The 23,580-nt window shown below is 70.0% G+C and carries 28 protein-coding genes; 17 read left to right on the top strand and 11 right to left on the bottom strand.

Annotated features, from left to right (window positions below; translation table 11 throughout):
- Positions 1–179: 179 nt before the first annotated feature.
- Positions 180–590 (bottom strand): cupin domain-containing protein, encoded by a 411-nt coding sequence (locus K4S16_RS19810; RefSeq protein ID WP_149260463.1) that lies wholly within the window; start codon positions 588–590, stop codon positions 180–182.
- 313 nt (positions 591–903) lie between these two features.
- Between K4S16_RS19810 and K4S16_RS19805 the strand changes: the two genes are divergently transcribed.
- Together K4S16_RS19805 and K4S16_RS19800 are read left to right on the top strand one after the other, a co-directional pair.
- Positions 904–1,263 carry a hypothetical protein gene (locus tag K4S16_RS19805; RefSeq protein ID WP_149260462.1) on the top strand — a complete coding sequence of 120 codons (360 nt, stop codon included), beginning with the start codon at positions 904–906 and terminating at the stop codon, positions 1,261–1,263.
- 214 nt (positions 1,264–1,477) lie between these two features.
- A complete protein-coding gene (locus K4S16_RS19800) occupies positions 1,478–2,056 on the top strand; it encodes a dihydrofolate reductase family protein (RefSeq protein WP_149260461.1) in 579 nt (192 codons plus the stop codon).
- Here the strand turns inward: K4S16_RS19800 and K4S16_RS19795 are convergent.
- The 3 genes from K4S16_RS19795 to K4S16_RS19785 all read right to left on the bottom strand — a co-directional run bounded on the left by K4S16_RS19795 (position 2,038) and on the right by K4S16_RS19785 (position 3,785).
- Positions 2,038–2,748, bottom strand: coding sequence for a helix-turn-helix domain-containing protein (locus K4S16_RS19795; protein WP_149260460.1), 711 nt, complete (start codon positions 2,746–2,748; stop codon positions 2,038–2,040). The genes K4S16_RS19800 and K4S16_RS19795 overlap by 19 nt on opposite strands.
- Positions 2,749–2,829: 81 nt before the next feature.
- Positions 2,830–3,468 (bottom strand): nucleotidyl transferase AbiEii/AbiGii toxin family protein, encoded by a 639-nt coding sequence (locus K4S16_RS19790; RefSeq protein ID WP_149260459.1) that lies wholly within the window; start codon positions 3,466–3,468, stop codon positions 2,830–2,832.
- 8 nt (positions 3,469–3,476) lie between these two features.
- The gene (locus K4S16_RS19785; protein WP_149260458.1) at positions 3,477–3,785 is read right to left on the bottom strand and encodes a hypothetical protein; all 309 of its coding nucleotides are present in this window, start codon (positions 3,783–3,785) and stop codon (positions 3,477–3,479) included.
- 105 nt (positions 3,786–3,890) lie between these two features.
- On the opposite strand from K4S16_RS19785, the gene K4S16_RS19780 reads away from it, so the two are divergent.
- The 5 genes from K4S16_RS19780 (at position 3,891) to K4S16_RS19760 (ending at position 8,866) form a co-directional block, all read left to right on the top strand.
- Positions 3,891–4,484: a pyridoxamine 5'-phosphate oxidase family protein gene (locus K4S16_RS19780; protein WP_149260457.1), complete on the top strand. Its 594-nt coding sequence runs from the start codon at positions 3,891–3,893 to the stop codon at positions 4,482–4,484.
- 252 nt (positions 4,485–4,736) lie between these two features.
- Positions 4,737–6,518, top strand: a complete 1,782-nt coding sequence (locus K4S16_RS19775; protein WP_149260456.1) for an aminotransferase class I/II-fold pyridoxal phosphate-dependent enzyme — start codon at positions 4,737–4,739, stop codon at positions 6,516–6,518.
- On the top strand, positions 6,515–7,318 hold the full coding sequence (locus K4S16_RS19770; protein WP_149260455.1) for a phosphatidate cytidylyltransferase: 804 nt from the start codon (positions 6,515–6,517) through the stop codon (positions 7,316–7,318). Before K4S16_RS19775 ends, K4S16_RS19770 begins: the two co-directional genes overlap by 4 nt.
- An 84-nt stretch (positions 7,319–7,402) precedes the next feature.
- A complete protein-coding gene (locus tag K4S16_RS19765) occupies positions 7,403–8,149 on the top strand; it encodes a hypothetical protein (RefSeq protein ID WP_149260454.1) in 747 nt (248 codons plus the stop codon).
- Between the two features lie 120 nt (positions 8,150–8,269).
- Entirely contained in the window at positions 8,270–8,866 is a 597-nt protein-coding gene (locus tag K4S16_RS19760) for a GNAT family N-acetyltransferase (RefSeq protein WP_235036927.1), read from the top strand.
- A 75-nt stretch (positions 8,867–8,941) separates the two neighbouring features.
- Here K4S16_RS19760 and K4S16_RS19755 read toward each other — a convergent pair whose 3' ends face one another.
- Positions 8,942–9,664: a hypothetical protein gene (locus K4S16_RS19755; protein WP_149260453.1), complete on the bottom strand. Its 723-nt coding sequence runs from the start codon at positions 9,662–9,664 to the stop codon at positions 8,942–8,944.
- Between the two features lie 284 nt (positions 9,665–9,948).
- Between K4S16_RS19755 and K4S16_RS19750 the strand changes: the two genes are divergently transcribed.
- The 4 genes from K4S16_RS19750 to K4S16_RS19735 all read left to right on the top strand — a co-directional run bounded on the left by K4S16_RS19750 (position 9,949) and on the right by K4S16_RS19735 (position 14,037).
- Positions 9,949–10,497, top strand: coding sequence for an RNA polymerase sigma factor (locus K4S16_RS19750; RefSeq protein WP_235036926.1), 549 nt, complete (start codon positions 9,949–9,951; stop codon positions 10,495–10,497).
- Positions 10,484–11,476, top strand: coding sequence for a CU044_5270 family protein (locus K4S16_RS19745; RefSeq protein ID WP_149260451.1), 993 nt, complete (start codon positions 10,484–10,486; stop codon positions 11,474–11,476). Before K4S16_RS19750 ends, K4S16_RS19745 begins: the two co-directional genes overlap by 14 nt.
- A gap of 355 nt (positions 11,477–11,831) precedes the next feature.
- The gene (locus K4S16_RS19740) at positions 11,832–13,373 is read left to right on the top strand and encodes a hypothetical protein (protein ID WP_149260450.1); all 1,542 of its coding nucleotides are present in this window, start codon (positions 11,832–11,834) and stop codon (positions 13,371–13,373) included.
- A gap of 319 nt (positions 13,374–13,692) precedes the next feature.
- The gene (locus K4S16_RS19735; protein ID WP_200841979.1) at positions 13,693–14,037 is read left to right on the top strand and encodes a hypothetical protein; all 345 of its coding nucleotides are present in this window, start codon (positions 13,693–13,695) and stop codon (positions 14,035–14,037) included.
- Positions 14,038–14,128: 91 nt separating this feature from the next.
- On the opposite strand, the gene K4S16_RS19730 is transcribed toward K4S16_RS19735, so the two are convergent.
- The 5 genes from K4S16_RS19730 to K4S16_RS19710 all read right to left on the bottom strand — a co-directional run bounded on the left by K4S16_RS19730 (position 14,129) and on the right by K4S16_RS19710 (position 17,787).
- Positions 14,129–14,866: a VOC family protein gene (locus tag K4S16_RS19730; RefSeq protein WP_149260448.1), complete on the bottom strand. Its 738-nt coding sequence runs from the start codon at positions 14,864–14,866 to the stop codon at positions 14,129–14,131.
- Positions 14,867–15,012: 146 nt separating this feature from the next.
- A complete protein-coding gene (locus K4S16_RS19725; protein ID WP_149260447.1) occupies positions 15,013–15,585 on the bottom strand; it encodes a helix-turn-helix transcriptional regulator in 573 nt (190 codons plus the stop codon).
- A gap of 4 nt (positions 15,586–15,589) precedes the next feature.
- Complete coding sequence (locus K4S16_RS19720) at positions 15,590–16,072, bottom strand: GNAT family N-acetyltransferase (RefSeq protein ID WP_235036925.1); 483 nt, start codon at positions 16,070–16,072, stop codon at positions 15,590–15,592.
- 184 nt (positions 16,073–16,256) lie between these two features.
- Complete coding sequence (locus K4S16_RS19715) at positions 16,257–16,946, bottom strand: methyltransferase domain-containing protein (protein WP_149260446.1); 690 nt, start codon at positions 16,944–16,946, stop codon at positions 16,257–16,259.
- Positions 16,947–17,034: 88 nt separating this feature from the next.
- A complete protein-coding gene (locus K4S16_RS19710; protein ID WP_149260445.1) occupies positions 17,035–17,787 on the bottom strand; it encodes a TetR/AcrR family transcriptional regulator in 753 nt (250 codons plus the stop codon).
- A 92-nt stretch (positions 17,788–17,879) separates the two neighbouring features.
- Between K4S16_RS19710 and K4S16_RS19705 the strand changes: the two genes are divergently transcribed.
- Together K4S16_RS19705 and K4S16_RS19700 are read left to right on the top strand one after the other, a co-directional pair.
- Positions 17,880–18,791, top strand: a complete 912-nt coding sequence (locus K4S16_RS19705; RefSeq protein ID WP_149260444.1) for an NmrA family NAD(P)-binding protein — start codon at positions 17,880–17,882, stop codon at positions 18,789–18,791.
- Between the two features lie 209 nt (positions 18,792–19,000).
- A complete protein-coding gene (locus tag K4S16_RS19700) occupies positions 19,001–19,852 on the top strand; it encodes a Rieske (2Fe-2S) protein (protein ID WP_200841978.1) in 852 nt (283 codons plus the stop codon).
- Positions 19,853–19,873: 21 nt separating this feature from the next.
- On the opposite strand, the gene K4S16_RS19695 is transcribed toward K4S16_RS19700, so the two are convergent.
- Positions 19,874–20,230, bottom strand: coding sequence for a MerR family transcriptional regulator (locus K4S16_RS19695; protein WP_149260442.1), 357 nt, complete (start codon positions 20,228–20,230; stop codon positions 19,874–19,876).
- Positions 20,231–20,316: 86 nt separating this feature from the next.
- Between K4S16_RS19695 and K4S16_RS19690 the strand changes: the two genes are divergently transcribed.
- The 4 genes from K4S16_RS19690 (at position 20,317) to K4S16_RS19675 (ending at position 23,492) form a co-directional block, all read left to right on the top strand.
- On the top strand, positions 20,317–21,120 hold the full coding sequence (locus tag K4S16_RS19690) for an aminotransferase class IV family protein (RefSeq protein ID WP_149260441.1): 804 nt from the start codon (positions 20,317–20,319) through the stop codon (positions 21,118–21,120).
- A gap of 112 nt (positions 21,121–21,232) precedes the next feature.
- Complete coding sequence (locus K4S16_RS19685) at positions 21,233–21,643, top strand: Uma2 family endonuclease (protein ID WP_149260440.1); 411 nt, start codon at positions 21,233–21,235, stop codon at positions 21,641–21,643.
- A 116-nt stretch (positions 21,644–21,759) separates the two neighbouring features.
- Positions 21,760–22,494, top strand: a complete 735-nt coding sequence (locus K4S16_RS19680; protein ID WP_149260439.1) for a helix-turn-helix domain-containing protein — start codon at positions 21,760–21,762, stop codon at positions 22,492–22,494.
- A 65-nt stretch (positions 22,495–22,559) separates the two neighbouring features.
- Complete coding sequence (locus tag K4S16_RS19675) at positions 22,560–23,492, top strand: sterol desaturase family protein (protein WP_200841977.1); 933 nt, start codon at positions 22,560–22,562, stop codon at positions 23,490–23,492.
- Positions 23,493–23,580 lie beyond the last annotated feature (88 nt).

Genomic DNA, 23,580 nt, shown 5'->3' with positions numbered 1-23,580 from the left:
CGCCATGACGCCCCTCCGTTCGGCCTGCCTGCGGAGGCCCGCCGCCGCATCGGCACGCTCTGGCCGGGACGCGCCGCGGTCGCGTCAGAGAAACCTCGGCCAGGGGCCCTGGGCAGGAACCGGTCGGCCCCCAAGGGGTGCGTCATCCGCCCAGGCGGCTCGGCCAGGGCGGATGATCGTCATGGCCGGGGAACCCGGAGGTGGCGCCGTGCGGCCAGCTCCTCCTCGCCGACCAGGGTCAGGACCGGGGTTCCAGGCGGGGCGAACATGGTCACCACCAGCTGCGACTGCGCGTCCGCGAGGTTGTTGGCCCCCTGAATGTGGATCACGTCGCCGCCCGGCTCGAACAGGGCTTCACCGGCCTTGACCACCCGGGGCGGCTCCCCCTCAAGCTCGAAGAGGATCTCGCCTTGGGTCACGTAGCCGAAGAGCGGGCCCGGGTGCCGGTGCGGAGGCGCGCCGGGGTCGCCGGGCGGCAGGGTGACCCGGATGGTCCTCGCCTCGGCGCCGTCCGGGATCCGGGCCGCCGCCTCGGGCAGGGTCGTGATCACCTCGACGCCGGGTGGCAGGTGTGCGTTCTCAGCGCTCATGTACTCCTCCGAACAGAGACTCTCTGCAGGAAGGACAGAGCGACCCCACCATCTGTGACACCCGACGCGACCCCCGCGCGCGATCCAGGCCCGCTGACACACGGGGCCTCATGCCCCGCCCATTTCCGGCCGGGTGCTCTACTGCCTCGATATCGCTCGGCCGCCCCGATCGCTGGACGCGGCCAGTGCCGCTGCTGTCCGGAATCTCCTATTGTTGACGTGGATTGCGCGAGAGGTTCGCGGCGAGGTGGGTCAGTGTGCCGCGCCACCAGAGCACGGTGTGGCCGACTTCGCGCTACATCAGGGGTCGACCATGGACACTCCGCGCAAGGACGTGATCGGGATTCTGGTCCTCGGCCTGGTCATCTGGGTCGTGGTCATCATCGGGTGGTACGAGTTCGCCTCATCGGCCGCGCATCATCTCAGCGGCACCGACTGGCGCGGCAACCACAGAACCAAGTCGCGCATCCTGTCGGGGGCCGTCGCAGTGTTCGGGATCCCCCCGTTCGGCGCTGTGCTCGGTTGGGTATGGGGGCCGTTGCGGACCCCCGCCAGGCGTCCGGTCTCGTCTACCGCGGCGGGCTTCCTTTCCGGAGCGCTCGGCCTGGTAGTGATCGCTGCGATCTCTTATGCCGTGGCCGTGTACCGCGGTCTCAACTCTTTTTCGTTCTGACCTTCGCTATTCAGGCCATCCAGCGGTACGGGCCCGGCCCGGCTACGTCTCGTCCCGCTGGCCCTACGCGGAGTGGCTGTGCTGAGAGCGAGGCCGACCGTAGCGGGGTCCCGGCAGATTTTCTCTGCCCGCTGTCGTTTCCGTCCAAGACGAGTGGGGCGGTTGCGATCTAGCGTGGCCCCAGCGGTTCGTCCGATTATGAGGAGACAGCACAATGCGTGAGCTGGTCTACACCGGTTTCATGTCGCTCGACGGCGTCGTGGACTCGCCCGGGGGCGGGCCGGGGGAGGAGCACCGCAGCGGCGGCTGGGTGTTCAAGGACCTTGAGTTCGTCCCGGAGGCCTGGTCCCTGAAGGGCGAGGAGCTCGCCGACACGACGGCGCTGATGTTCGGCCGCCGCAGCTACGAGGCGTTCTCGCCGCTCTGGCCCAGTTCGGAGGACCACGCCGACTACAAGGAGCTGCCCAAGTACGTGGTGTCGACGACGCTGTCGGAGGACGCCCTCGTCGACGGGTGGGGGCCGACGACGATCCTGCGCTCGACCGAGGACGTCGCCGCGCTCAAGGAGGGCGACGGCGGCGCGATCTTCATTCACGGGAGCGCGGAGCTGGCCCGGCGGCTGGCCGACGAGGGCCTGATCGACCAGTACAACCTGCTCGTCTTCCCCGTGCTCCTCGGCGCCGGGAAGAGCCTGTTCGGCCGGGCCGACCGCGACAAGCAGATGCTGGCGCTCCGGGAGTCGGAGAGCTACTCGAACGGGATCCTGAAGCTCGTCTACGACGTGCGGCGCTGATCGAGGGCAAGGCCGATAGCGCCGCCGGAGCCCTCGCGCAACTGCCCGGCCGTGCGTCCGATGTAGGAACGCAGCGCCCGGGCCAGGTGCGACTCGTCGAAGTAGTCGAGCTTGGTGACGACGTCGGCGGCCGGTTCGCCGAGCGCCAGCAGTTCCGCCGCCCTGCGGGCCCGCTCGATCTGCCGGACGCCGCCCCGCGTCAGCCCGGTCGCGGCGCGGAAGCGGCGTTCGACCGTACGTCCCGAGACGGTCGGACGGTGCCCTCGCAGGACGTCGGCGACGAGCGGGTCACGGACCACGGTCCCGGTCCGGACGAGGTGCTCGACGAGGGCCTCCGCGTCGTCGGGCCCGGGCGTCTCCCAGCGTTCGCCGTCCAGCCGGAACGTCCGGCGCGTGGTGTCGGGGAGCACGATGCCGTTGTCGACCAGAGCCGGCGTCGGCATGGCCCGCAACGAGGTGCCCACGGCGAAGTCGATGCCCGTGAAGGCCGCGCCTTCCGGCACGGGCGCCGTGCCGGTCCGGGTCTCGGGACCGGTGATCGTGGTGTACGCCCGGCCGTCCTGCTCCCAGAAGACCAGGCCCCAGCACGTCCCTGCGACGGACGTCATCGCCGTGACCTGCTCGCTCGTGCAGGTCCAGACGGTGTCGACCCACGGCGAGTCGGACCGGCGCGTCTCGAAGCGCAGTTCCACGGGCGAAGGATACGCGGCGTGGGGCAACCGCGACCATCCAACGAATCCGCCAGAAAGGCTCGAAAGTAGGCCGCCATTACATCAGCGGTCGATCTCCGCCGCCCACCTGGCGAATCGATCGCGGAGCATAGTGATCGCCGACGGTGAGAGCCCATGGACGCTGAACGCCTGGTCGGGGAACCGATTGAGGGCGTTCAACGAATGCACGAACATCTCGGGTGCGAAGCCCGGGTCCGCGGTCGAGGCCAGTCGCATCAGATCGGCGGTGTTGTAACGGCCGCTGCGAAGGACCGCGTCCAAATCGACGAAGTCTCGTACTTCGGCTCGACCATAGAGGGCAGTGACTTTGCCGCCGACGGCGTCGTCAGGGTGGAGCACGGGTCCTATGGCCAGCGGGACGGGTTGATGTGCCCGCCAGTTGATGCCCAATTCCACTTTGAAAGGCCGACCGTCCGGCGCTCTGAGCAGGAGCCGCGCGAACCCGTCGTTGGACAGTGGGACTTCGACCTCGAAGCCGGCGTCACGGTAGGCCTCGATTGCCGCGGTCACGGCATCGCCGAACTGGTGCCGCTCTCCGTTCACAGTGAAGAGGTCGACGTCTTCGGAGATGCGGTCGAGGAAACCGTGCGCTTGGATCGCATAGCTGCCCGCGAGTGCGAAGCCGTACTTCGCGGTCGCCGCTAGGCCGATGCGTGCCGCGTGCTCATGAAGGGGGTCCATGCGCCGGATCACACCGCCCTGACGAGCGCGGGAAAGGCACTCTCCCAAAGAAGCCGCACCCGCACCGGAAGGAACAGCCGGCCCCAGAGCCGTCGGAGTACCTCTGCGTTGAGGTAGAGGGCGAGATCCCGCTGGGAAATCGCCTCCCGGAGGACTCGTTCATACATGAGCCTGGTCTGCGCCGGGTCGTTCAGGTCGTAGACGTGCTGCTCGGACCAGTCGAGGTGCGTTGGCAGCTCGACCATTCCGGAGGTCGGGCCGGTGAGTTCGGCCAGGCTCCCCGGAATGACATAGGGCCGGCTGTCGGCGTACCGCATGCATCCAGTGTGCACGAGCCGACGGTCGTGCACCTGATGCCGACGGATACAGGTCGGCGGACGGCCGCCGAGTGGGAGCGCCCGCTTCGTCGTCATACTTGATCCATGGGAAAGAGCTATGAGCGGATAGACGGCAGGCTGCGCCAGTTCATCGAGGCGCAGCACATCTTCTTCACCGCGACCGCGCCGCTGGACGGCGACGGCACCGTCAATCTTTCGCCCAAGGGGCTCAACGGCTCGTTCGCCGTGATCGACGAACTCACCGTGGCCTACCTCGATTTCGCCGGCAGCAACGCCGAGACCATCGCCCATCTGCGCGAGAACGGCCGCATCACCCTGATGTGGTGCGCCTTCGACGGTCCGCCGAACATCGTGCGCGTGCACGGCCGCGGAGAGCCGGTCTTCCGCGACGACGAGCGCTGGGCCGAGCTGATGGCCCACTTCCCCGACATCGACCCGACCCCGCACGGCCTGCGAGCGATCATCGTCGTGACCGCCGAGAAGATCCGCGACACCTGCGGGTACGCCGTCCCGTTCATGACCTACGAGCAGGACCGCCCTCTGCACGCATCGCGCTTCGCGCGCGAGACCGACGAGACCCTCGACGCCTACTTCCAGAAGAAGGAGCACGTCGCCACCAGCATCGACGGCCTACCAGGACTGCCCCTCCCCCTGCCACCGCTTCCCCCGGCCGTATAGGACCCCGCCGGTCAAGCGACGGCGGTTCGAGCGACTGGGGCTGCGACGGGTCAGTGGATGCCAGGCCCGATCGGCCCACCGTCACTGCCGCGAATGGCATCGGCGCCAGCCTTCCCCCCATCGGAAGGGGGGCCGCGGGTGGGCTTGGGAGGTTCGGCGGCGGAGTTGAGTACGGGGTGCCCGGGGGGCTGAGTACGGGGACTCAGGTGGTGGCTTGATCGCCTCGGCAGAGTGGCGGCCGAGGTGATCCGAATGAGAACAGATCAGCAATCCCCGGGACCGGTCGCCGCCGGTTCGCCCGTCCCCTCGGCCGTCGGCGAGCTGGAGCTTCGGATGTCGTCCGAGGCGGACCATGAGTGGATCCGGCGGCTCCGGCACGACGTCTACGCGCGGGAACTCGGGCAGCACGTCCCCAACGCCGCCGGTCTGCTCACCGATGACCTCGACGAGAGCAACGTCTACGTCGTGGCGGTCAGTCAAGGCGAACCGGCCGGGTTCATCAGTGTGACGCCCCCATGGGCGGGCCGCTACTCGATCGACAGGCACCTGCGGAGGGACGAGCATCCGGCGCTGAGCGAGGACGGCCTGTTCGAGATCCGGATCCTGACCGTCGATCCGAGTCTGCGCGGCGAGATGATCGGCAAGCTGCTGATGTACGCGGCGCTTCGCTGGGTGGCGGGGCACGGGGGCCGGAGCATCGTGGCCCTGGGCCGGGTCGAGCTGCTGCCGATGTACCTGTCGCTGGGGCTCGCGTCCACCGGCACGGCGGTGCGCTCGGGGGCCGTCGAGTTCGAGCTCCTCACCGGCGATGTCGCCGAACTCACCGGCGGGACGCTGCGACGGCACGGGCCGCTGCTGCGCGATCTGGCACGGACGGTGCGGTGGAGGCTGGAGGTCCCCTTCCTGCCCGAGGACGAGTCCTGCACACACGGCGGCGCATCCGTCGAGGCGCTGGGACGGGGGTTCGAGACCCTGGACGCGAACGGCGACGTGGTCCCCGCCGACGTGCTCGACGCCTGGTTTCCGCCGACTCCCGCCGCGGTCGCCGCCCTGGCCCGCGGGCAGGACTGGATCGCGCGCACGTCTCCGCCGGCGCGGGCGGACGGCCTCATCGAGGAGATCGCGCGCCGCCGGGGCCTGCCCGAGGACGCCGTCGCCGTCGGCGCGGGATCCTCCGACCTGATCTTCCGCGCGTTCCGCAGCTGGCTGGACGCCTCCAGCCGGGTGCTCCTGATCGACCCGACTTACGGCGAGTACGCGCACGTCGTCGAGCGAGTGATCGGCTGCCGTGCCGACCGGTTCCCGTTGCGCCGCGCGGAGGGCTGGCGGATAGACCCTGACCGTCTCGCCCGCGCCCTGCGGAAGCGCTACGACCTGGTGGTCATCGTCAACCCCAACAACCCGACGGGGGTCCATCTCGACACGTCCCGACTGCGGAAGGTGCTGGAGAGCGCGCCCGGCGAGACCCGGTTCTGGATCGATGAGACGTACGCGGGTTACGTCGGCGCCGGGCAGACGCTGGAACGCTACGCGGCGGAGGCCGGCAATGTCGTCGTCTGCACATCGCTGTCGAAGATGTACGCCCTGTCGGGCCTGCGCGCGGCCTACCTCACCGGGCCTCCGGCGATCGTGGCGGATCTGCGCCGCTGGACCCCGCCGTGGTCGGTGAGCCTGCCCGCCCAGATCGCCGCGGTGAGCGCGCTGCGCGATCCGGAGTACTACGCCTCCCGGTGGGCGCAGACGGCGGCGCTGCGCGCCGAGCTGGCGGCCGCGCTCGCCGGGGCCGGCGAGAACCTGCGCGTCAGCGAGTCGGTGGCGAACTTCGTCCTGCTCACGCTGCCCAGGGGTGGGCTCACGGCGTCCGGGCTTGTCGAGCGGTGCCGGCAGCGGGGCGTGTTCCTGCGAGACCTGTCGCCGATGTCTCCGGCGTTCGAAGGCCGGACGGTCCGAATCGCAGTACGGGACGCCGCGGCGAACGCCAGAGTGGCGGCCGCCGTCTCCGAGGCCCTGCGCGTCCCGCACGGCATGGCGTGACCGGGTTCGCGGATCCGGTCCCTTACCTTGCCGGGGCCCTGCTCGTCTGCGGCGTCGCGGTCGGGTTGTCCAGGCGACGGGAGTACATACTCCGTTGGTGCGCCTGGGCGGTGGGCGTGCCCGTCGTTGTCGTCGCCCTGAAAATGGGCCCCGGCGGGGCGGCCGTCCTCGCCGCCTTGGCGGGAGTGGCATGCGCCCTTGAGTACGCAGGCCTGACCGGCGTCCCTCGGCTGGACCGTGCGGTGCTCGCCGTCGCCGTGCCCGTGGCTCCTGTGACGGCCTGGCTGGCGCCCGACCGTCTGCCCCAGGTTCTCGCTCTCACCCTCGCAGCCGTCGCCATGGTGCCGGTGCTGGCCGGCGACGCGGACGGCGGACTCTCCAGGCTGTGTTCCGGTGTGCTGGGCGTGATCTGGTTCGCCCCGTTGGCCGGCGTGGTCCTGCTCGGCCCGGAGGTCCTGGCGCTGTTCGCGGCGGTGTCGATCGCCGACATCACCGCCTCGTTCGCCGGCCGGTCGCTCGGCGGGCCGCCCCTCTCCCGGCTGTCGCCGAACAAGCACTGGAGCGGCCTGCTGGCCGGGACCGTCACGGGCCTGGGCACACTGGCCGTGCTCGGCGCGTTCACCCCTGCCTGGGCCATCGCGGTGGCGGTCGGCGCACCGCTGGGGGACCTGGTGGAGTCGATGGTCAAGCGGGGAGTCGAGGCCAAGGACTCCGCCTCATGGCTGGCGGGCGCCGGCGGCCTGCTCGACAGACTCGACTCCCTCCTCCTCGCCCTCGCACTCGCCCTGGCACTCGGTTGACGACCGACCGGCCCGCACGTCCCCGGGCCGGTGGGCCAGTGCTGACAGCGGCGCTGGATGCCGGTGGCTACGCGGTGGCCGATCTTGGACGACACCGGACGCGCTGCCGCGCTGCGTCGGCCGTCCGCCCGTTGCGATGATTCGGGCATGTTCCGACTCACGCGGGGCGAACTGGGCTGCTTTGGCGTGCTGATGGGGGTGGTCGGGATCGTGGCGGGGTGCGAGGCCGTCATCCCCGACGCCCCCGATCTCGCCGCGATCGTCACCTCGCGGCAGGCCGGTGCCGCGCGGGCACGGGCCGTCCCGGCCATCGACGCGGAATTCGAACGCATCGAAAGGGAAGTCGGCCCAGCACTCGCCACGTCCCTCAGCGACGGTTGCCACACGCGGGACGAGGGTTTCATCCTCCCCGCCTACGACTCGACTAGGTGTGTCCGTACCGTCATCCATTACTACGGCGCGGACGGCAAGTCGTGCGCGGACATGCTGCGCATGCTCCAGAGCCGGGGCTGGAGCCCGCTTCCCCGAAGTTGCCAGGCCTGGGCCGCGGAGAAGTTCCCGTGGTCGTCTCGCTCGGTACGAGGCACGTCGGAGTATGCGGGACTCGACATTCGTTTCAGCCTTCACCCGCTCGCCCCCACGGGCCGGCAAGAGGAGCGGTTCACCCGACCGCACCGGCCCGGCGGTGCAGAGCTCGAATTGCGCGGTGTCGACATCGCGGACCTGTCGACATGGATTCTGCGCGAGCACTCCCACGTCATGGCGATCTCGATCGACGTTCAGTACCTCCAGGTCCCGCATGATGACGGAGGGCCCTGGGGGCCGATCTGACCTACGGTCACCTCCACGGGGCATAGCTCTCCTGATGATGGCGAGGTCGACGAACGTGAGCCGGTGGCCTTGCGGTCGCCGCCCGGTGGCATCTCCAATGCGCCGGGTACGGTCAGGTCCGTGGACGATGCGGCGATCGATGTCTTCCGGGCCGGCCAAGCGGACGCCTCCCGGCGGGTGGTTCTGCGTCATCTCGCCAGCCGTGACCAAGACGAGTTTCTCGACCTGGTGAACGCCAGTAGGGAACTGCACCACCCATGGATGTCGCTGCCGTCCACGCCGGAGCAGTTCCAGGCTTACCTCGCGCGCTACTCGCAGCCCGACGAAGAGTCGGTGCTGATCTGCGTGCGCGGCAGTGGAGCCATCGCCGGGCTGGTCAATATCAACAGCATCATTCGGGGACGGTTCCAGTCCGGGTCGGTCGCCTACGCCGCCTTCGCCCCTACCGCCGGCCAGGGCTACATGACCGAAGGGCTCGCGTCGGTGGTGCGCTACGCCTTCGAGCAGTTGCAGCTTCACCGGCTCGAAGCCCAGATACAGCCCGAGAACCACGCCTCCCTCAAGCTGGTCCGACGAGCGGGCTTCCGCCAGGAGGGCTACTCGCCCGAACTGCTGTACATCGATGGAGCCTGGCGAGACCACGAACGATGGGCGATCACCAACACCATGATCGACATCGCCCCGACACCTCCCCACCCCACGCTCCCAGAACGCTAGATCCACACGCCGTCGAACGCCGCCGATCCCGCTCGTAACAGGAGGTCGAGGAGGCCCACGGGAGAGGGCGAAGGTTCAGCGCTTGCCGGCGGCTGACTCCAGTTGTCTGCGCCCTTCCTCGCCGCATGTCCACATCTGAACTCCCCGGGTCCGCGGCCCTTGGCTGGTCCAGCTCCAGAAGATGCGCACGGCAACGCCTTCGGACAGATGCCACCTGTCGTAACGTCCACTGGCCTCGGCCACCGGCGCGAGGCCATCGACATGTTCGGCCATTGCGGCTCCGAGTTGCGCAGGCACCCACGTTTCGAGTGAGCCGGGCCACGGGTCCCATGACGACACCATGTCCATGACGGCGTGACCTTCGATCAGGTGGGGAACGGAGTCCGCGACCTCGATGAACGGTCCGCCGTCGCTGACTCCGACCCTTCCGTCCGTGTGAATCAGGAAACGGACCGGGCTCGACACCCGTTCACCGGTCCACGAGAAGAACCAGCCGCGCTCGTCCGCCCATATCTCCTCGTCCAATGAGAAGTCCCAGCGGCGGGACACGTCGAAACGTTCTCGCCCGATGAGCGCCGAGCGCCGCACCTCATAGCGCAGGCCGCCGTATCTGGCCTCGAAGCCCTCTCGCCTGACCACCAACTCCGCTGGCGCGGGGACCACACGTCCAGCCCGGTCACGAACGTTCAGAAAGTCGGTCGGCGTCCTGGCCGGATCGCTCGGCGCCCGCCGTCCCGCGCGGCTCAGCAGACCCTGTGCCCGGTCGGAGAATTCGGCGAGGTCATCGAGGACGTGCACTCATGCTTCCCCAGCAATCGGTGGTGCCGATGTTACTGACCCAGCGGGGGCGAGGCAGCGGGCGGCCCGTTCAGCGGGCGCGGCCGGACGGCATGGACGTGCAGGTCCCGGCCATGGGCCCGCGCACTTCAGCGGACAATCGGGAAAACGGGGGAAGCGGGTCGGCTCGGCATGCGGATAACAGGTGACATCGCCCGTACTTGAGAGGGTCGCATGACAGAGACGAGCCGTCCGTGAGGGACGGGACACCCAGTGAGAGCGACGCAGAGCTCATAAGACGCTCGTTGCGCGAGCCGGAGCGGTTCGCCGTTCTCTACGACCGGCATCACGAGGTGGTGCATCGGTACATCGCGCGGCGGCTGGGCCGGGATTTGGCCGATGACCTGATGGCCGAGACGTTCCTGGTGGCCTTCCAGCGGCGGGAGCGCTTCGACCTGACGCGTCCGGACGCCCGGCCGTGGCTGTACGGCATAGCGACGAACCTGGTCGGCCAGCACCACCGCACGGAGAGCCGGTTCTGGCGGCACATCGCACGTACCGGCGTCGATCACGTCGTGGAGTTCCCCGGCGACCAGGTCGCCGACCGGGTGAGCGCGCAGGGCCTGCGCGGGGAGCTGGCGGCCGTGATCGCCAGGCTGCCGCGCGGCCAGCGGGACGTGCTGCTGCTCACCGCCGCCGGCGGACTGAGCACCGAGGAGATCGCGTCGGCTCTCGGCATCGCCAAGGGGACCGTGCATTCGCGGCTGAGCCGGGCCCGGAAGAAGACGGGCGACGCGCTGGGCGGGGCCGACCCGCGGGAGATACGTGAGGAGTACCTTCATGAACGAGCTTGAGCGCATGTGCGCGGAAGTCGCGCCGCCGGACGAGAAGGCCGTGGCCGAGGGGCGCCTTCGCCTGCTCGCAGTCGCGCACCGCGCCGATCCGGCTGCCGCGCGAAAGCGGCGCCGCCCGCAGATGGGACGGGGATGGCAGGTCGTGGCTCCGGCCGGGCTCGCCGGGGCCCTGGCCGTCGGTGTCGTCGCGGTCCAGCAGACGAGTGACGGCGCTCCAGCCGGTCCGCACCAGGTGAAGAACGTCAGCACCGTTGAGATCCTGCACCGGGCGGCCGCGGCGGCCCGGTCCGAACAGGATCTCCGACTGCGCGACGACCAGTACCTCTACGTCAGGTCGACGCTGGCTTGGGGGCCGGGAGTCCTCCATCCCGGGAAGCCGATGGGGAGGCAGACGCGCGAGGTGTGGGAGTCGGCCGACGGACGGAAGCCCGGGCTGCTCCGTGAGCCGTGCTCGGACGATCCCGCCCGCACCTGTGACATCCCGCTGGTCAACGAGGACGCCCCGCCTTCCGGAAGGAATTCCGGCTACAAGCAGGAGCTGGCGATGGTGCCGAAGGAGCTTCGCGAATGGCGGGCCAGTATCGCCCATCCGAAGGATCCGTCGGCTCCTGCCGGTAGTGAGGCGTGGGCCGGCGTCACCGACCTGCTGGGCGAGAACTACCTTCCGCCCGAACTGCGTGCCGAGGTTTTCGACTTCGTGGCCGAGATTCCCGGTACCACGGTGACGGAGCACGTCACCGACGGCCTCGGCCGCTCCGGGGTCGCGGTGTCCAAGACGGAGGACAACGTCCGAGAAGAAATCATCTTCGACCCCAAGACCTATCGGCACCTCGGTATGAGGCAGATCTACTACGGCCCCAAGCCCCACATCACGGACTGGCGGACGATTCCGGAGGGGGCGGTCGTCGACAAGGTGTGGACCGTGCTCGAAACCAAGGCGGTGAACCAGCTGCCCAAGCCGGTCCCGTCGAAGTCCTGACCTCCGAATCGGCCCCACCACCGCCGTCAGGCACGTGCCGTCGGACCTCGGCCGCCCGCGATTTCGCGCCGCGCAGCCGCCGCTCCGCTGCGGCCGAGAAAGGACTTTCGTGAAGAAGCAGACCACCATGCTCGCTGCCACGCTGGTGGCTGCGGCGCTGGTCACCGCGGGCCCCACGCCGGCCCCGCACGCGGCCGAAAAGCCGCGCCCGGCACCGAGCCGAACCGCCTTTCCGCAGGGTTTCCGCGGAATCGCCGTCCATGGCGGTTCAGCAGGCGTCCAGAGCCGACCCGGGGATGTTCTGGGAGGTCTCAAGGGCGCCAAGCGTCTTCCGGTTTCGAGCACTCGAACGGCTGTGGCGGGAACGCACGCGGTCACGGTCGACGTGCTGGACCGCGACGGAAAAGCCCCGCAGACCGCGAACGCCGAGTACGTGCTCTTCCGGTCGCTGGACGGGGCGGCCAGCGAATACGGGCAGCTGGACAACGGGCATGTCACCGGCCGGTTGGCGCCCGGCGAGTACGTGGTCGAGACCGGCGTGCACACGCCGAAGCCCAGCGGCGGGAAGTCCTTCACCCTCGTCTACGTCTCGCGGTTCGTGCTCGACAAGGACCGCACCGTGGTGCTGGACGCCCGCAAGGGCCGCCCCATGTCCATCGGCGTCGATCGTCCCGATGCCCGGCTGACCGGCGGAGAGGGGGGCGGGGGATACGCGCGCGTCGTCCAGACCATCGGTGGCCAGACCACCACCACCGCGAGCATCTTCCTGGACGGTCAGCCCGCCTACATCACTCCCAGCGGGCCGGCCCCGGGGCTCTCGCTGCTGCTGCAAGGCCGACTGACCAAAGATGGCGCCGCGACCGGCAGCCCCTACATCTACAACGTCGCCGGCAGCGTTTCGGACCAGGACATCATCCCGGCCGAGCCCGCCCTCCGAGTCCGCACGGCCGAACTGGCCACCGTGAACACCCGCTACCGCCGCCAGGGCCGGCCCGCCTGCGCCGGCACCCACGCCGGGGCCCACTGGCCAGGCGGCGGTTACACCACGGGGTTCTACGTGGGTATCGGGTCACTACCCGCCACCCGCACCGAGTACTTCAGCCCCGGCGCCGACTGGGACACCGACACCGTTCTCGGCGCGGACTGCCGCCTCGAGGAGGCCGGCGTTACCGGCACCTCTGAACTGTTCCCGAGCGCGGGCACTTACGACCGCGAGCGGACGACCGGTCCGCTCGGCGCAGGCGCCGACTTCAACACCTTGCTGAACGACGGCACCGTCCAGTTCTGGGTGCCGATGTTCAGTTCCTGGAGCGCCGCCTCCGGCCTCGCTCCCTACGACCGCGTCACCGGCCGGACGACGCTCCAGACCGCAGACGGCAAGGTCATCGCCACAAGCGACCAGCCGGGCTACGGCGATTTCACCCTGCCCGAGCCCGGCCGTGGATCCGGGGAAGCCGCCTACAAGGTCACCACCGACGCCTACCGACAGGCCCCCTGGTCGGACCTGGCCACCCGCCAGCACATCGACTGGACGTTCTCCGCGACGCGTCCCAGCGGCGACTGGACGGGGCTTCCCCTGCTCACCGTCCTGTACCGCACCCGCCTCGACGACGACAATCGCGCGCCCACCACGACACAGCACATCGCACTCAGCCCGCGGACCAACCAGGACGAACCGGCCCCCACGATCCGCCGACTCACCCTCCAGATCTCCTACGACGACGGCACCACCTGGGAAGGCGCCCCGGTCAGTTACACGCAGCACGGCTGGGAGGCCACCGTGCGCAACCCTTCCGGCTCAAACGGGAAATACGTTTCCCTGCGCGCCTACGCCGAGGACACCGCCGGACGCACCGTCGACCAGACCCTCGTCCACGCCTACGGCCTCAAGCCCTGACCCGGGGCCCACCTAGCCGAGAACAAGGTGGGCGAGGCCCCCAGCCTCGCCCACCAGCACGTATCTGTCCCGACCACGTCGCCGCCTCCCAGGCCGGAAGGCGATTCTGAACTGGGCGTGGAGTTTGTGGAGCGCAGAGAAACAAGTCGCCGTGTCCGCGACGACGTGTGACCATGAGCCGGTGGACGTGGCCGTGCAGTGGGTGCGCACCTACTGGACGAGCCGGTCGCGCGGAGCGAGAGGTGCCGTCCGGCGCAGCAGGTTGCCCGAAGCCTTTCCCCTTCCGGAGGCCGTCCCGCCTTTCGTGCACGAAGTCCGGATGTCCGAACGCGACGGGTTCGTTCCTCGCTCGACCGTGGTCGATGGCCTTCCACCTCGCACCGAAGTGGAGCTGACCGAGGTCGACGGGATGCTGAAGGTGCTTCTCGTCGTCCAGCGCGTTCCCGAATGGGCGAGTAGCGGACTCGACCTCGCCTGGCGTCCGGCGGCGGTGGCCTTGCGGCCCCGGCAGACGCTGCGCTGGCAGATCAATCACCGGTTCAGAGCCGAGCAGGGCTGGTACTACCGGCTCGACACCCTCAACGTCTCCTACGGCAAGAACTCGGCCGAAGTCTTCATTCACCCACCGACCCGCCGAATAGACGAACGCTCCCAGCTCCCCTGAGCGCGAGAGCGTCGTGGAAGGGCTTCGAGGACGCGCCGGCGGAGGGCTGAGCTCTGCACGGGTGGCCCGCCTCTCAAGGTGCCGGGTCGTGTCAGCGCGGTGCGAGGACGCAGAACTCGTTGCCCTCCGGGTCGGCGAGGACCGTCCACGGGACGTCGCCCTGGCCGATGTCCATGTCGGTGGCGCCGAGAGCTCGCAACCGGTCCGCCTCCTCCGCTCGATCGTCACCGGGGTACGGCCGGAGGTCCAGATGGACGCGGTTCCGAACGGTCTTCACGTCGGGCGTGCGGAGGAACTCGAGATACGGCCCGACGCCCTTGGCGGAGCGCAGTCTCGCGTGGTCGTCGGTCACTTCGTGCAGCGTCCAGTCCGTCGCCTGGCTCCAGAACCGGGCCATGGCCCGCGGGTCCACGCAGTCGACCACGACCGTGGCGATCGGGCCGGTGTCCCGGTAGACGTCCCGAGGCTCCAGCACGCAGAACTCGTTGCCCTCCGGGTCGGCGAGGACCGTCCACGGGACGTCGCCCTGGCCCACGTCGGCGGGCGTCGCGCCGAGATCCTGGAGGCGCGCGACCAGCTCCGCCTGATGGGCCGGAGAAGTGGTGGCGAGGTCGACGTGCACCCGGTTCTTCACCGTTTTGGGCTCTGGGACACGGAGGACGTCGATATAAATGGCCGCGGGGTCGGGATAGACCAAGTCCCGGGGTTCCACATTGGTCACTCCGGGCTCCTCGCTGGAGAGACCCCAGCCGAGTGCCTCCGCCCAGAACCGGCCGACCATGGAATCGTCCCGGGCCTTCATCGCAATCTGAACGAGCCGTGTCGCCATGCCGCCGATCCTATGTCCGCGCGGATGGGACATCACCCCTGTTTCGCCTGGTCCTGCAATGGCGCCCCAGCCGGCTGAGCGGGAGGCGGCCGGCCCATCTGGGCCTGCGCCGAGTGCGTCGCGCTCGACCAGGCGAGGGGGCCGGGTCAGGCCGTGGGCTTCCGGGTCACGACCACGACGTAACGGCATTCTTCGGTGCCGTCGTTGACGAACTCGCGCGCCTGGGGCTTTCCGAGCTCGAACGTGTCCCCAGCCGTGAGGACGTGCGTGGTCGGCCCCTCGACCAGGGTCAGCCTGCCGTCGAGCATCCAGATGAGCTGGGCGATGAACGCGTAGGACGCCGCCGGCATCGGCACCCGGGCGCCGGCGGGCAGCACGATCTCGGTGACGTCGACGGGGAAACCGGGCGTCGATATCTGCCGTCGCAGGTAGCCGGTGTCGGGGTCCGTCCAGTCGGGGGTGTCGGCCGCGCGCCGCACCTGGTCGGGGGCGGCGCCGTCCGCCGGTGACAGCAGCTCGGTCATGCTCAGCTCCAGGGCCGCCGAGAGCTTGCCGAGGAGGACGGCGGTCGGGCTGCTCTGACCGCGCTCGATCTTGCTGATCATCGCCCGGGACACTCCCGAGGCATCGGCGAGCCGTGCCAAAGACCAGCCGCGCCGGTTGCGTTCCGCCTTGACCCGCCGCCCCAGGACGTTCTCGCCCTCCATCAAAGTGGACATGCCCTCACCTCGGAGCCGGCTCCCCGTCGAGCCGCAGTTCCATGAAGACGCTGTTGGGGTCGTGGACGTAGTCGGCGAACGGCTCGCACAAGCTGAATCCGTGGCGCTCGTAGAGCCGCCGGGCCGGGGCGAAGAACTCCTGGCTCCCGGTCTCCAGCAGGACCCGCCGGTGACCGCGCTCGGCGGCGACGGTCAGCAGGTGGCGCAGTATGGCCGATCCGATCCCCAGTCCCCGCGCGGTGCGCGCCGTTCGCATGGACTTGAGTTCGACATCGCCGTCGCCCAGGTCCTTGAGCGCGCCGCAGCCGCGCAGCTCCGGCCCTTCCCAGGCCGACCAGAACGCGACCGCCGGGTCGCGCAGCTCCTCGAGGTCCAGCGCGTGGATCGATTCGGGCGGAGAGGTGGCGTGCATGTCGGCCAGGTGTTCCTCCAGCAGCCGACGGATCTCCGGCCGGGCCAGGTCACCGAGCTGGAAGCGCAACATCATTCAGGTCTCCCGCGTCCCCCGCACGGTGCGGCTCACGTTCACTGACCTCTAATATAGTGGACATTACTTCCACTATGAGAATCAATTCAGCTCGGTCGGCGGCCGCACCTGGCCGGGACGGGACTCACGTGGGCTGATCGCCGCACGCGCGGCTCGGAACGGCCGCCGAAGGCGCACCCGGTACTCAACCCGCCCGGGTCCCGGAGGCGACGAAGATCGGGACGGCGAGGAACAGGCGATCGTTGCTCGCCCTGGCGGTCTGCTCGTCCAGCCAGGCGCCCTCTCCTCCCATGGCGGCGAGCGTCGGCAGGCACGCGGCGTCCGTCCACACGATCGTGTGGACCTCGACGGTGACGTCGACGAACCCGTTGTCCAGCAGCAGGTTCCGGTACCGGCGGGCGACCCGCGGGTTCGGCACGCCGTCCGCGCGGGCGTGGACGAGCCTGCGAGTGAGTCCGGGGTCGTCGGAGTCGATCACGAACGTGTCCCAGTCCTGGCCGATGAGCACCGCGCGGCCGTTGGCGGCCAGGACGCGCCGGGCCTCGACGACCGCCTGCTCGGGCTCGGGGAGCGCGTGCAGGATCTTGTCGGCGCGGTAGCCGGTGACCGAGCCGTCATCGACGGGCAGCGCGGTGGCCTCGGCGACATGGAACTCGCCTGCGGGCCAGCGCTCCGCCGCGACCTCGATCATGGCGGGGTCCAGATCGACGCCGATGGCCCTCTTCCCGCGAGCGGCCAGCTCGCCGACGGCGCGCCCGCTCCCGCAGCCGACGTCGACAACGCTGTCGCCCAGCCCTTCGTACGTGCGTTCCCGCAGTTCACGAGCCTTAGGGCGGTCGTCGAACGCGTCGAGGGCGCTGAGCAATGCGGACATGGCTCTCATTGTGCAACCTGGTACCGACAGCGAGCCGATCGGCGAGGCGGCGGCTCGGCTCGGCTCGGTTCACCGGCGCACGTCCTCGCTAGTGGACGAGGCGGCGCCGGTGTGCGCGCTGGCGGCAGGTAGGGCCGCAGTAGCGAGCCGGACGCCCGGTGGCACGCACATGCAACTGCGTGCCGCACTCCGCGCAGTACCTCGGGCCGGTCGTTTCGTGACCGGGAGGGGTAGCGGAGTCACGGAAATTGTCGCCTTTCGTGACAGCCGCGGGACGCAGGCCGTCCAGCATGAGCCGCACCAGTCGCGTACCGCGTGCCAGGTCCCGGTGCGCCGAACGCAGTGCGGCTCCGCCGAGGATCAAGGCCGACAGATCGTCGGCCCGGACGTCCGCACGTACCGCACCGGCCTGCTTCGCATCGCGCAACAGGCGCTCCAGCGCCTTGCCGAACCGCTGCGCCGCGGTGGCCAGCACGGCGCGCGGCCAGCTTCGATCGGCGGTCAGCACATCGCAGAAGTGCCGACGTCCCGCCGACTTCTCGATCACTTCGAGCAGGAAGCCGAACAGGGCCTCACCGGGCGCCGCGCGGGCGGCCCACCGGTCGGCGGCGGTCACCAGTCCCTCGACGTGGCGGGCGAGCACCGCCTCCACCAGGACGTCCTTGCTCGGGAAATGCCGGTAGACGGTGCCGGCGCCGACCCCCGCGCGCTGCGCGATCCGGCCGAGTGACACTCCCAAGCCCTCTTCGGCGAGCACGCGCGTCGCCGTGCGGAGCACGATCTCCCGGTTGCGAAGCGCGTCAGCGCGTCCGGCGGGCGCCGGGTTCGGGGCTGCTGTCATGTCACGAAATCCTTGTCTGCGGCGCAGAAGCGGGTGGAGCATTCCGGATCAGCTCAGTATCTCCCTCCCCGTCTTCTCTGGAAAGGGCACCCATGACCACCGCCACCACGGCCGGCCCAGACTCCCCCGTCCTCGTCACCGGTGCCACCGGCAAGCAGGGCGGCGCCACCGTCCGCCGGCTGCTTGCCGAAGGACGGCCGGTCCGCGCCCTGGTGCGCGACCTGGAGGCGCCTGCCGCGGCCGCGCTGGCAGAGGCGGGCGCCGAACTCGCGCGCGGCGACTTCGATGACCCGGCGAGCCTGCGTCCCGCGCTCGACGGCGCCGCCGCGGTGTTCGGCATACCGCCCGTGGCCTACGGCCCGGCCGGAACCGAGGCGGATCGCGAAGCGGCCCGCGGCCGGACGCTGATCGACGCCGCCGCGGCGGCGGGAGTCGGGCAGGTCGTGTTCAGCACCGTCGCCTCGGCATCCAGCGAATCACCGCATTCGAGGGGGAAGGCGCTGATCGAGAAGTACCTGCGCGACCACATCGCCCAGCCCACCGTGCTGCGCCCTGTCCGGTTCATGACCAACTACCTCGGCGTCGGATGGGGCATCGACGGCATCTCGGACGGCGTGCACCGGCACATCTTCGCTCCGCACCGGCCCATGCAGGTCATCGCGCTGGAGGACGTCGCCGAGTTCGCCGCGCTCGCGTTCGCCGACCCGGCCCGGTTCGCCGGACGGACGCTGGAACTGGCAGGCGACGAACCGACGCCGGTCGAGGCCGCCGCCGCGATCAGCGAGGCGACCGGAGTCCCGGTCCGGTACCGGCAGCTGACCGACGGCGAGGCGGCCGCGATCAACCCCGAGATCGCCGCCACCAGGAAGCGCTGGCAGGACGGTGACCGCTGGCACGCGGACATCGAGGCCCTGCGCGTCATCCATCCCGGGCTGCGGACCTTCACCGACTGGCTCAATGAGAGCGGCGCCGCCGCGCTCCGCGCCCGACTCGCCGGCTTCTGAGAGAAGTGCCGGAGTCGCTGTCCATAGGGACTCGGTGCCCGGCAACCGCGCCTCGGCGGCCGGGTGGACGGTTTCAGGGGGTGTTCGGGGGATAGGGAGCGAAGGTGTAGTCGTGTCTGGGGGAGGGTTTTATGAGCATGCCGCACAGGGCGGTTCACCGGGTGGAGAACGCCGAGGCCTTGGACAAGGTCGCGGAACCTGTCAGTTCCGTGGTGCAACGAGCGGTCCAGCCGAAGTTCGTCCGCGATCTGCTCAGCGGGACGAATCTGGGGCATCCGCTGCATCCGTCGCTGACCGACGCCGCGATCGGCGCGTGGCTCAGCGCGGGGCTGCTGGACGTCGCCGGAGGGTCCGACGCCGAACCGGCCGCGGACCTGCTGACGGCGGCCGGAGTGGCCGCCGCCGTGCCCACCGCCCTCAGCGGGTTCAACGACTGGGCCGACACGATCGGGCCGGAGCGCCGGGTGGGGCTCGTCCACGCGGGCCTCAACACCGTGGCGCTGGCGCTGTACGCGGGGTCTCTCGTCGCGCGGGCCGGCGGGAACCGCCGCAAGGTCAAGGCCCTGCGGTTCGCCGGGTTCGCGGTGATGGGGGCCGGCGCCTACCTCGGCGGTCACCTGAGCTTCGTCAAGGGCGTCAACGTCAACCGCACCGCGTGGCAGGAGGGCCCGGAGGAGTGGACGCCGGTGCTGGCGGCGTCCGAACTGGGCGAGGGCGAGCACCGGACGGCCGACGCGGACGGCGTGCGGGTCCTGCTCTACCGGACGGCCGCGAAGGTGCACGCCGTGGCCTCGACCTGCACCCACATGGGCGGCCCGCTGGGCGAGGGGACGATCGAGAACGGCTGCGTCACCTGCCCGTGGCACGGCAGCACGTTCCGGCTGGAGGACGGCGGTATCGAGCGCGGCCCGGCCAGCACGCCGCAACCGTCCTACGAGGCGCGGATCCAGAACGGCCGCATCGAGGTCAGGGTGCCGCCGCCGGGCGCCCAGACCGACGTCGCCAAGGAAGGCGCCCGCCGGAGGGGACGCCGTCTGCTCGTGCGCACGTCAGCCTCGTGACACCGCGCTCCTGAGCGGTGGTCACTCGTCCGGGGGACGCAGGGCGAGGAAGCCGGTGAGGGCCTCCTGGTTGCGCTGGAGGCCCTCGATGCGGGCGTCCAGGGCCATGAGCTCCCGGTCCAGGAGGTCGCGGATGCCGGCGCACCAGTCGAATTCGGGCTGGTCGCTGCGGGTGCAGGGGAGGACCTGCCGGATCACCTCCGTGGAGAGCCCCGCTTCCAGCAGGACGCGGATCTTCCGCACGGTGAGCACGGAGTCGTCGCCGTAGCGGCGGTAGCCGTTCGCGTCGCGCTCGGCGTCGAGCAGCCCCTGCTCCTCGTAGTACCGCAGGAGCCTCGTGCTGACCCCCGTACGCCGGGACAACTCACCGATCAGCATGCCACCGCTCCGGTTTGACCTTCTCACCAGTGTGAATGCCTAACGTCGTCTCCCAAGCGATCATTCCGCACCGCTGGAGACGCCGCATGACCTCTCTCGTCGTCCGACACAACGGCCGCGCGGCGACCACCGACGAACTGGCGCCGCTCGTGTTCGCGGGCTATGCCCACTTCACCGTCATGCAGGTGCGCGGCGGCAAGGCCCGGGGCCTCGACCTTCATCTGGAAAGGCTGCGCTCCGCCTCGATGGAACTGTTCGGCAGCGCACTGCCGGACGAGCGGGTGCGGTCCTCTCTGCGGGCGGCAGTTGAGGCGGGACCTGCGGACGTCTCCTTGACGGCCACCATGTACTCCTCGCCGGGAGAGTTCAGCGCGACGGGGATGCAAGCTGAGCCAGAGGTCCTAGTCCGGACGGGTCCGCCCGCGTCCGGTCCCGCGGGGCCGTTGAGGCTGGCGACGGCCGAGTACGACCGGTTCCTGCCCGCTTTGAAGCATGTGGGTGAGGTGGCCAAGACCTACCTCATGCGTCAGGCCGTGAAGGACGGCTTCGATGACGCCGCCTTCGTCGACCGCCGGGGCCGGCTCAGTGAGGCGACGATCTGGAACCTGGCCTTCTGGGACGGCGACGCCGTGGTGTGGCCTGACGCCGAGATGCTGCTCGGGACCACGATGGGCATCGTCCGCCGCCGACTGGACCGGCTAGGCGTCCCCCAGCGCGTCCAGCAGATCACACCCGCCGACCTTCCGGCCCTGGCCGGAGCCGTGGTCATGAACTCCTGGACGCCGGGAGTCGCCGTCCACCAGATCGGCCCGACCCCCATCCCCGAGGCCCCCCGCTTCCTGGCCCTGCTCCACCAGGCCTACGAGGCAGAACCCCTCACCGCCTTCTAGGCGGACGCCCCCTCCACGTCATCGGCCTGTCATGAGGCCAGCGGCCTGGAGAATGCGCTGAAGGTACTCTGCTAAGTACCCGTACCGACCTCGACCGGAGGCGTCCCGGGCCATGCACTCGCTGACTCTCCCATTGCCGTCCGGTGACACCTGGACTCGGGCAGACTATGAGGCGCTGCCTGAAGACCTCCCAGTACGTGTGAGCCTCATCCACGGGGAACTCGTCGTAATCCCCCGGCCTCGTCCGATCCCCGCCGACCTGGTCGCTCTCGTCGTCGAGGTGGTCTCACCATCCACCAAGCGCAAGGATCGGCGGGTACAGCCGACCCTGTACGCGGACGCGCGCATCCGGCACTACTGGCGAGTGGAGACCGACCAGACCGCGCCGGCGTTCGCGATCTATGCCTATGAACTGGACGATGCCACCGGCGGATACGTCGCGACCGGTGTGCACCATGACCGGATCATTGCTGCTCTGCCGTTCCCTCTCGATATCGAACTCAAGGCCGTCCGCGAGCGCTGACGCCGGGTCGGCTGCGAGGGAACGGCGGTGCCGCCCGCATTCTCCGTCCCGCTGAACGCGCCTTACCGTGATGGAGGGCGGCTTCGGTCGACGAGGGTTGCGGGGTGCGTGCGGCGATGGCTGCCTCTGACAGCGGGTGGGCGGGGACGGCTCGCCTGGAGCCAGGCGTCCTGACTTTCACCGGACGTCTGGGCGGCACCGCTGCCCACGCCCACGCAGCGGTGCAGGTGGTGGCCCTCACCAGCGGCACGGTCGTCTTCCAGGACCGGTACGGCCACCGGGTGCGGGCGGCCGCGGCGATCATTCCCGCCGGGGTGGTGCACGCCGTCGACGCCACCGAGCCGGCGCACGGGACGACGTACTACCTGGACCCGGCCGGACGGACCGCCGCCGCACTCGCGGCCAGGGTGGAGGCGGCCGGTGATCGAAGGACGGCCGGTGCCTGGATCGCCGCCGCCGGCACACCGCTCGCACCGGCGCCGGACAGGCCGCTGCACCCGGCGTTGGCCGCCCTGGTGGCGCGGGCTTCCCAGGGGACGCGGCGTGCGGGCGGTCCGGACGTTCCCGAGTCGCTGGCCGAGGCCGCGGCGGAGGCCGGGCTTTCGTCCACACGGCTGGGGCACCTCTTCTCCGACCAGCTCGGCCTCCCCTACACCGCCTGGCGACGCTGGGCCCGCCTCCAGCACGCAATGGCCGCCGTGCACGAGGGCGCCACCCTCACCGAGGCCGCGCACGCCGCCGGGTTCACCGACAGCGCCCACCTGACCCGGGTGTTCCGCGCGATGTTCGGCATCACCCCCACGCAGGCCGCCCGCGCCGCCGGGTGGCGGCCCCCGCGGCAGTCCGGCTAGCCCCCCGGCAAGCGGCAGCCGATCCGTACAAGGCCATACGGCCCTCGGCGGGTCAGGGTCGGTTCATGAGCACTGCAACCGTCACCACTGGGCGCGCACTGCGAGGGGCCGTGCGTTACGGGTACGCGCCGGCGATGCTGCTGGGTGTCAACGGCGCCGGTATCGCGCTGACGAGCGCCGGCGCCGGGAAGGTCTGGTTGATGGCACTGCTGGCCGTCGCCATCGCCGCCTCCTTCGCCGCCGAACATCTGCTGCCCTACGACCGGGACTGGAACCGGCCGCTGGACGACGGGCGCCGCGACGCCGCGCACACGTTCGTGAACGAGGCCCTGATCCTGGGAAGCGTCGCCGCGATCCCCGCGCTGGCGGCCGTCGTGTCGGTCGCCGATGTCTGGCCGCACGCCTGGCCGATGTGGACGCAGGTCCTGTTGGCGGTCCTCGTCGCCGATGCCGGGATCACGCTGGTGCACTACGCCAGCCACAAGATCGGCCTGCTGTGGCGCTTCCACGCCGTCCACCATTCGGTGAAGCGCTTCTACGGGCTCAACGGCCTGATGAAGCACCCGGCGCACCAGACCGTCGAGATGACCGCCGGAGTCACCCCGCTCCTGGTCATCGGGCTTCCCGTGGACGTGGCCTCCGCGCTCGCGCTCGCCGTCGCCGTCCAACTGCTGTTGCAGCACTCCAACGTCGACTACCGCATCGGCCCCGCGAAGCACGTCCTGGCCCTGAACGAAGGCCACCGTTTCCACCACCTCAAATGGGCCGGGATCGGAGACGTCAACTTCGGCCTGTTCACCCTTATCTGGGACCACTTGCTCGGTACCTACAGCTACGACCCAACCCGCCGGTTCACCTCGGACGACCTGGGCATGGCCGCCAAACCCCGCTATCCGTCGCGCTACCTGGCACAACTGGGCGAGCCTTTCAAAAGCAGCGGTGCTTGCGCACCCACTCCGGCCACGGGCGACGCCCCGTCCGCTCCGAGACCCGCCTGACCTTCGGAACCGTCCGAGCGGAGAACGGAGCGTCAAGGGCGGGGTCGCCTCTCGTACACCGCCGCGTGTCCGAAATGAGACCTTTGTC

The sequence above is a fragment of the Actinomadura sp. K4S16 genome, assembly GCF_008327685.1.
GTDB lineage: Bacteria > Actinomycetota > Actinomycetes > Streptosporangiales > Streptosporangiaceae > Spirillospora.
Note: the sequence above shows the minus strand (reverse complement) of the source record. Positions and strands in the feature narration are given on the sequence as shown.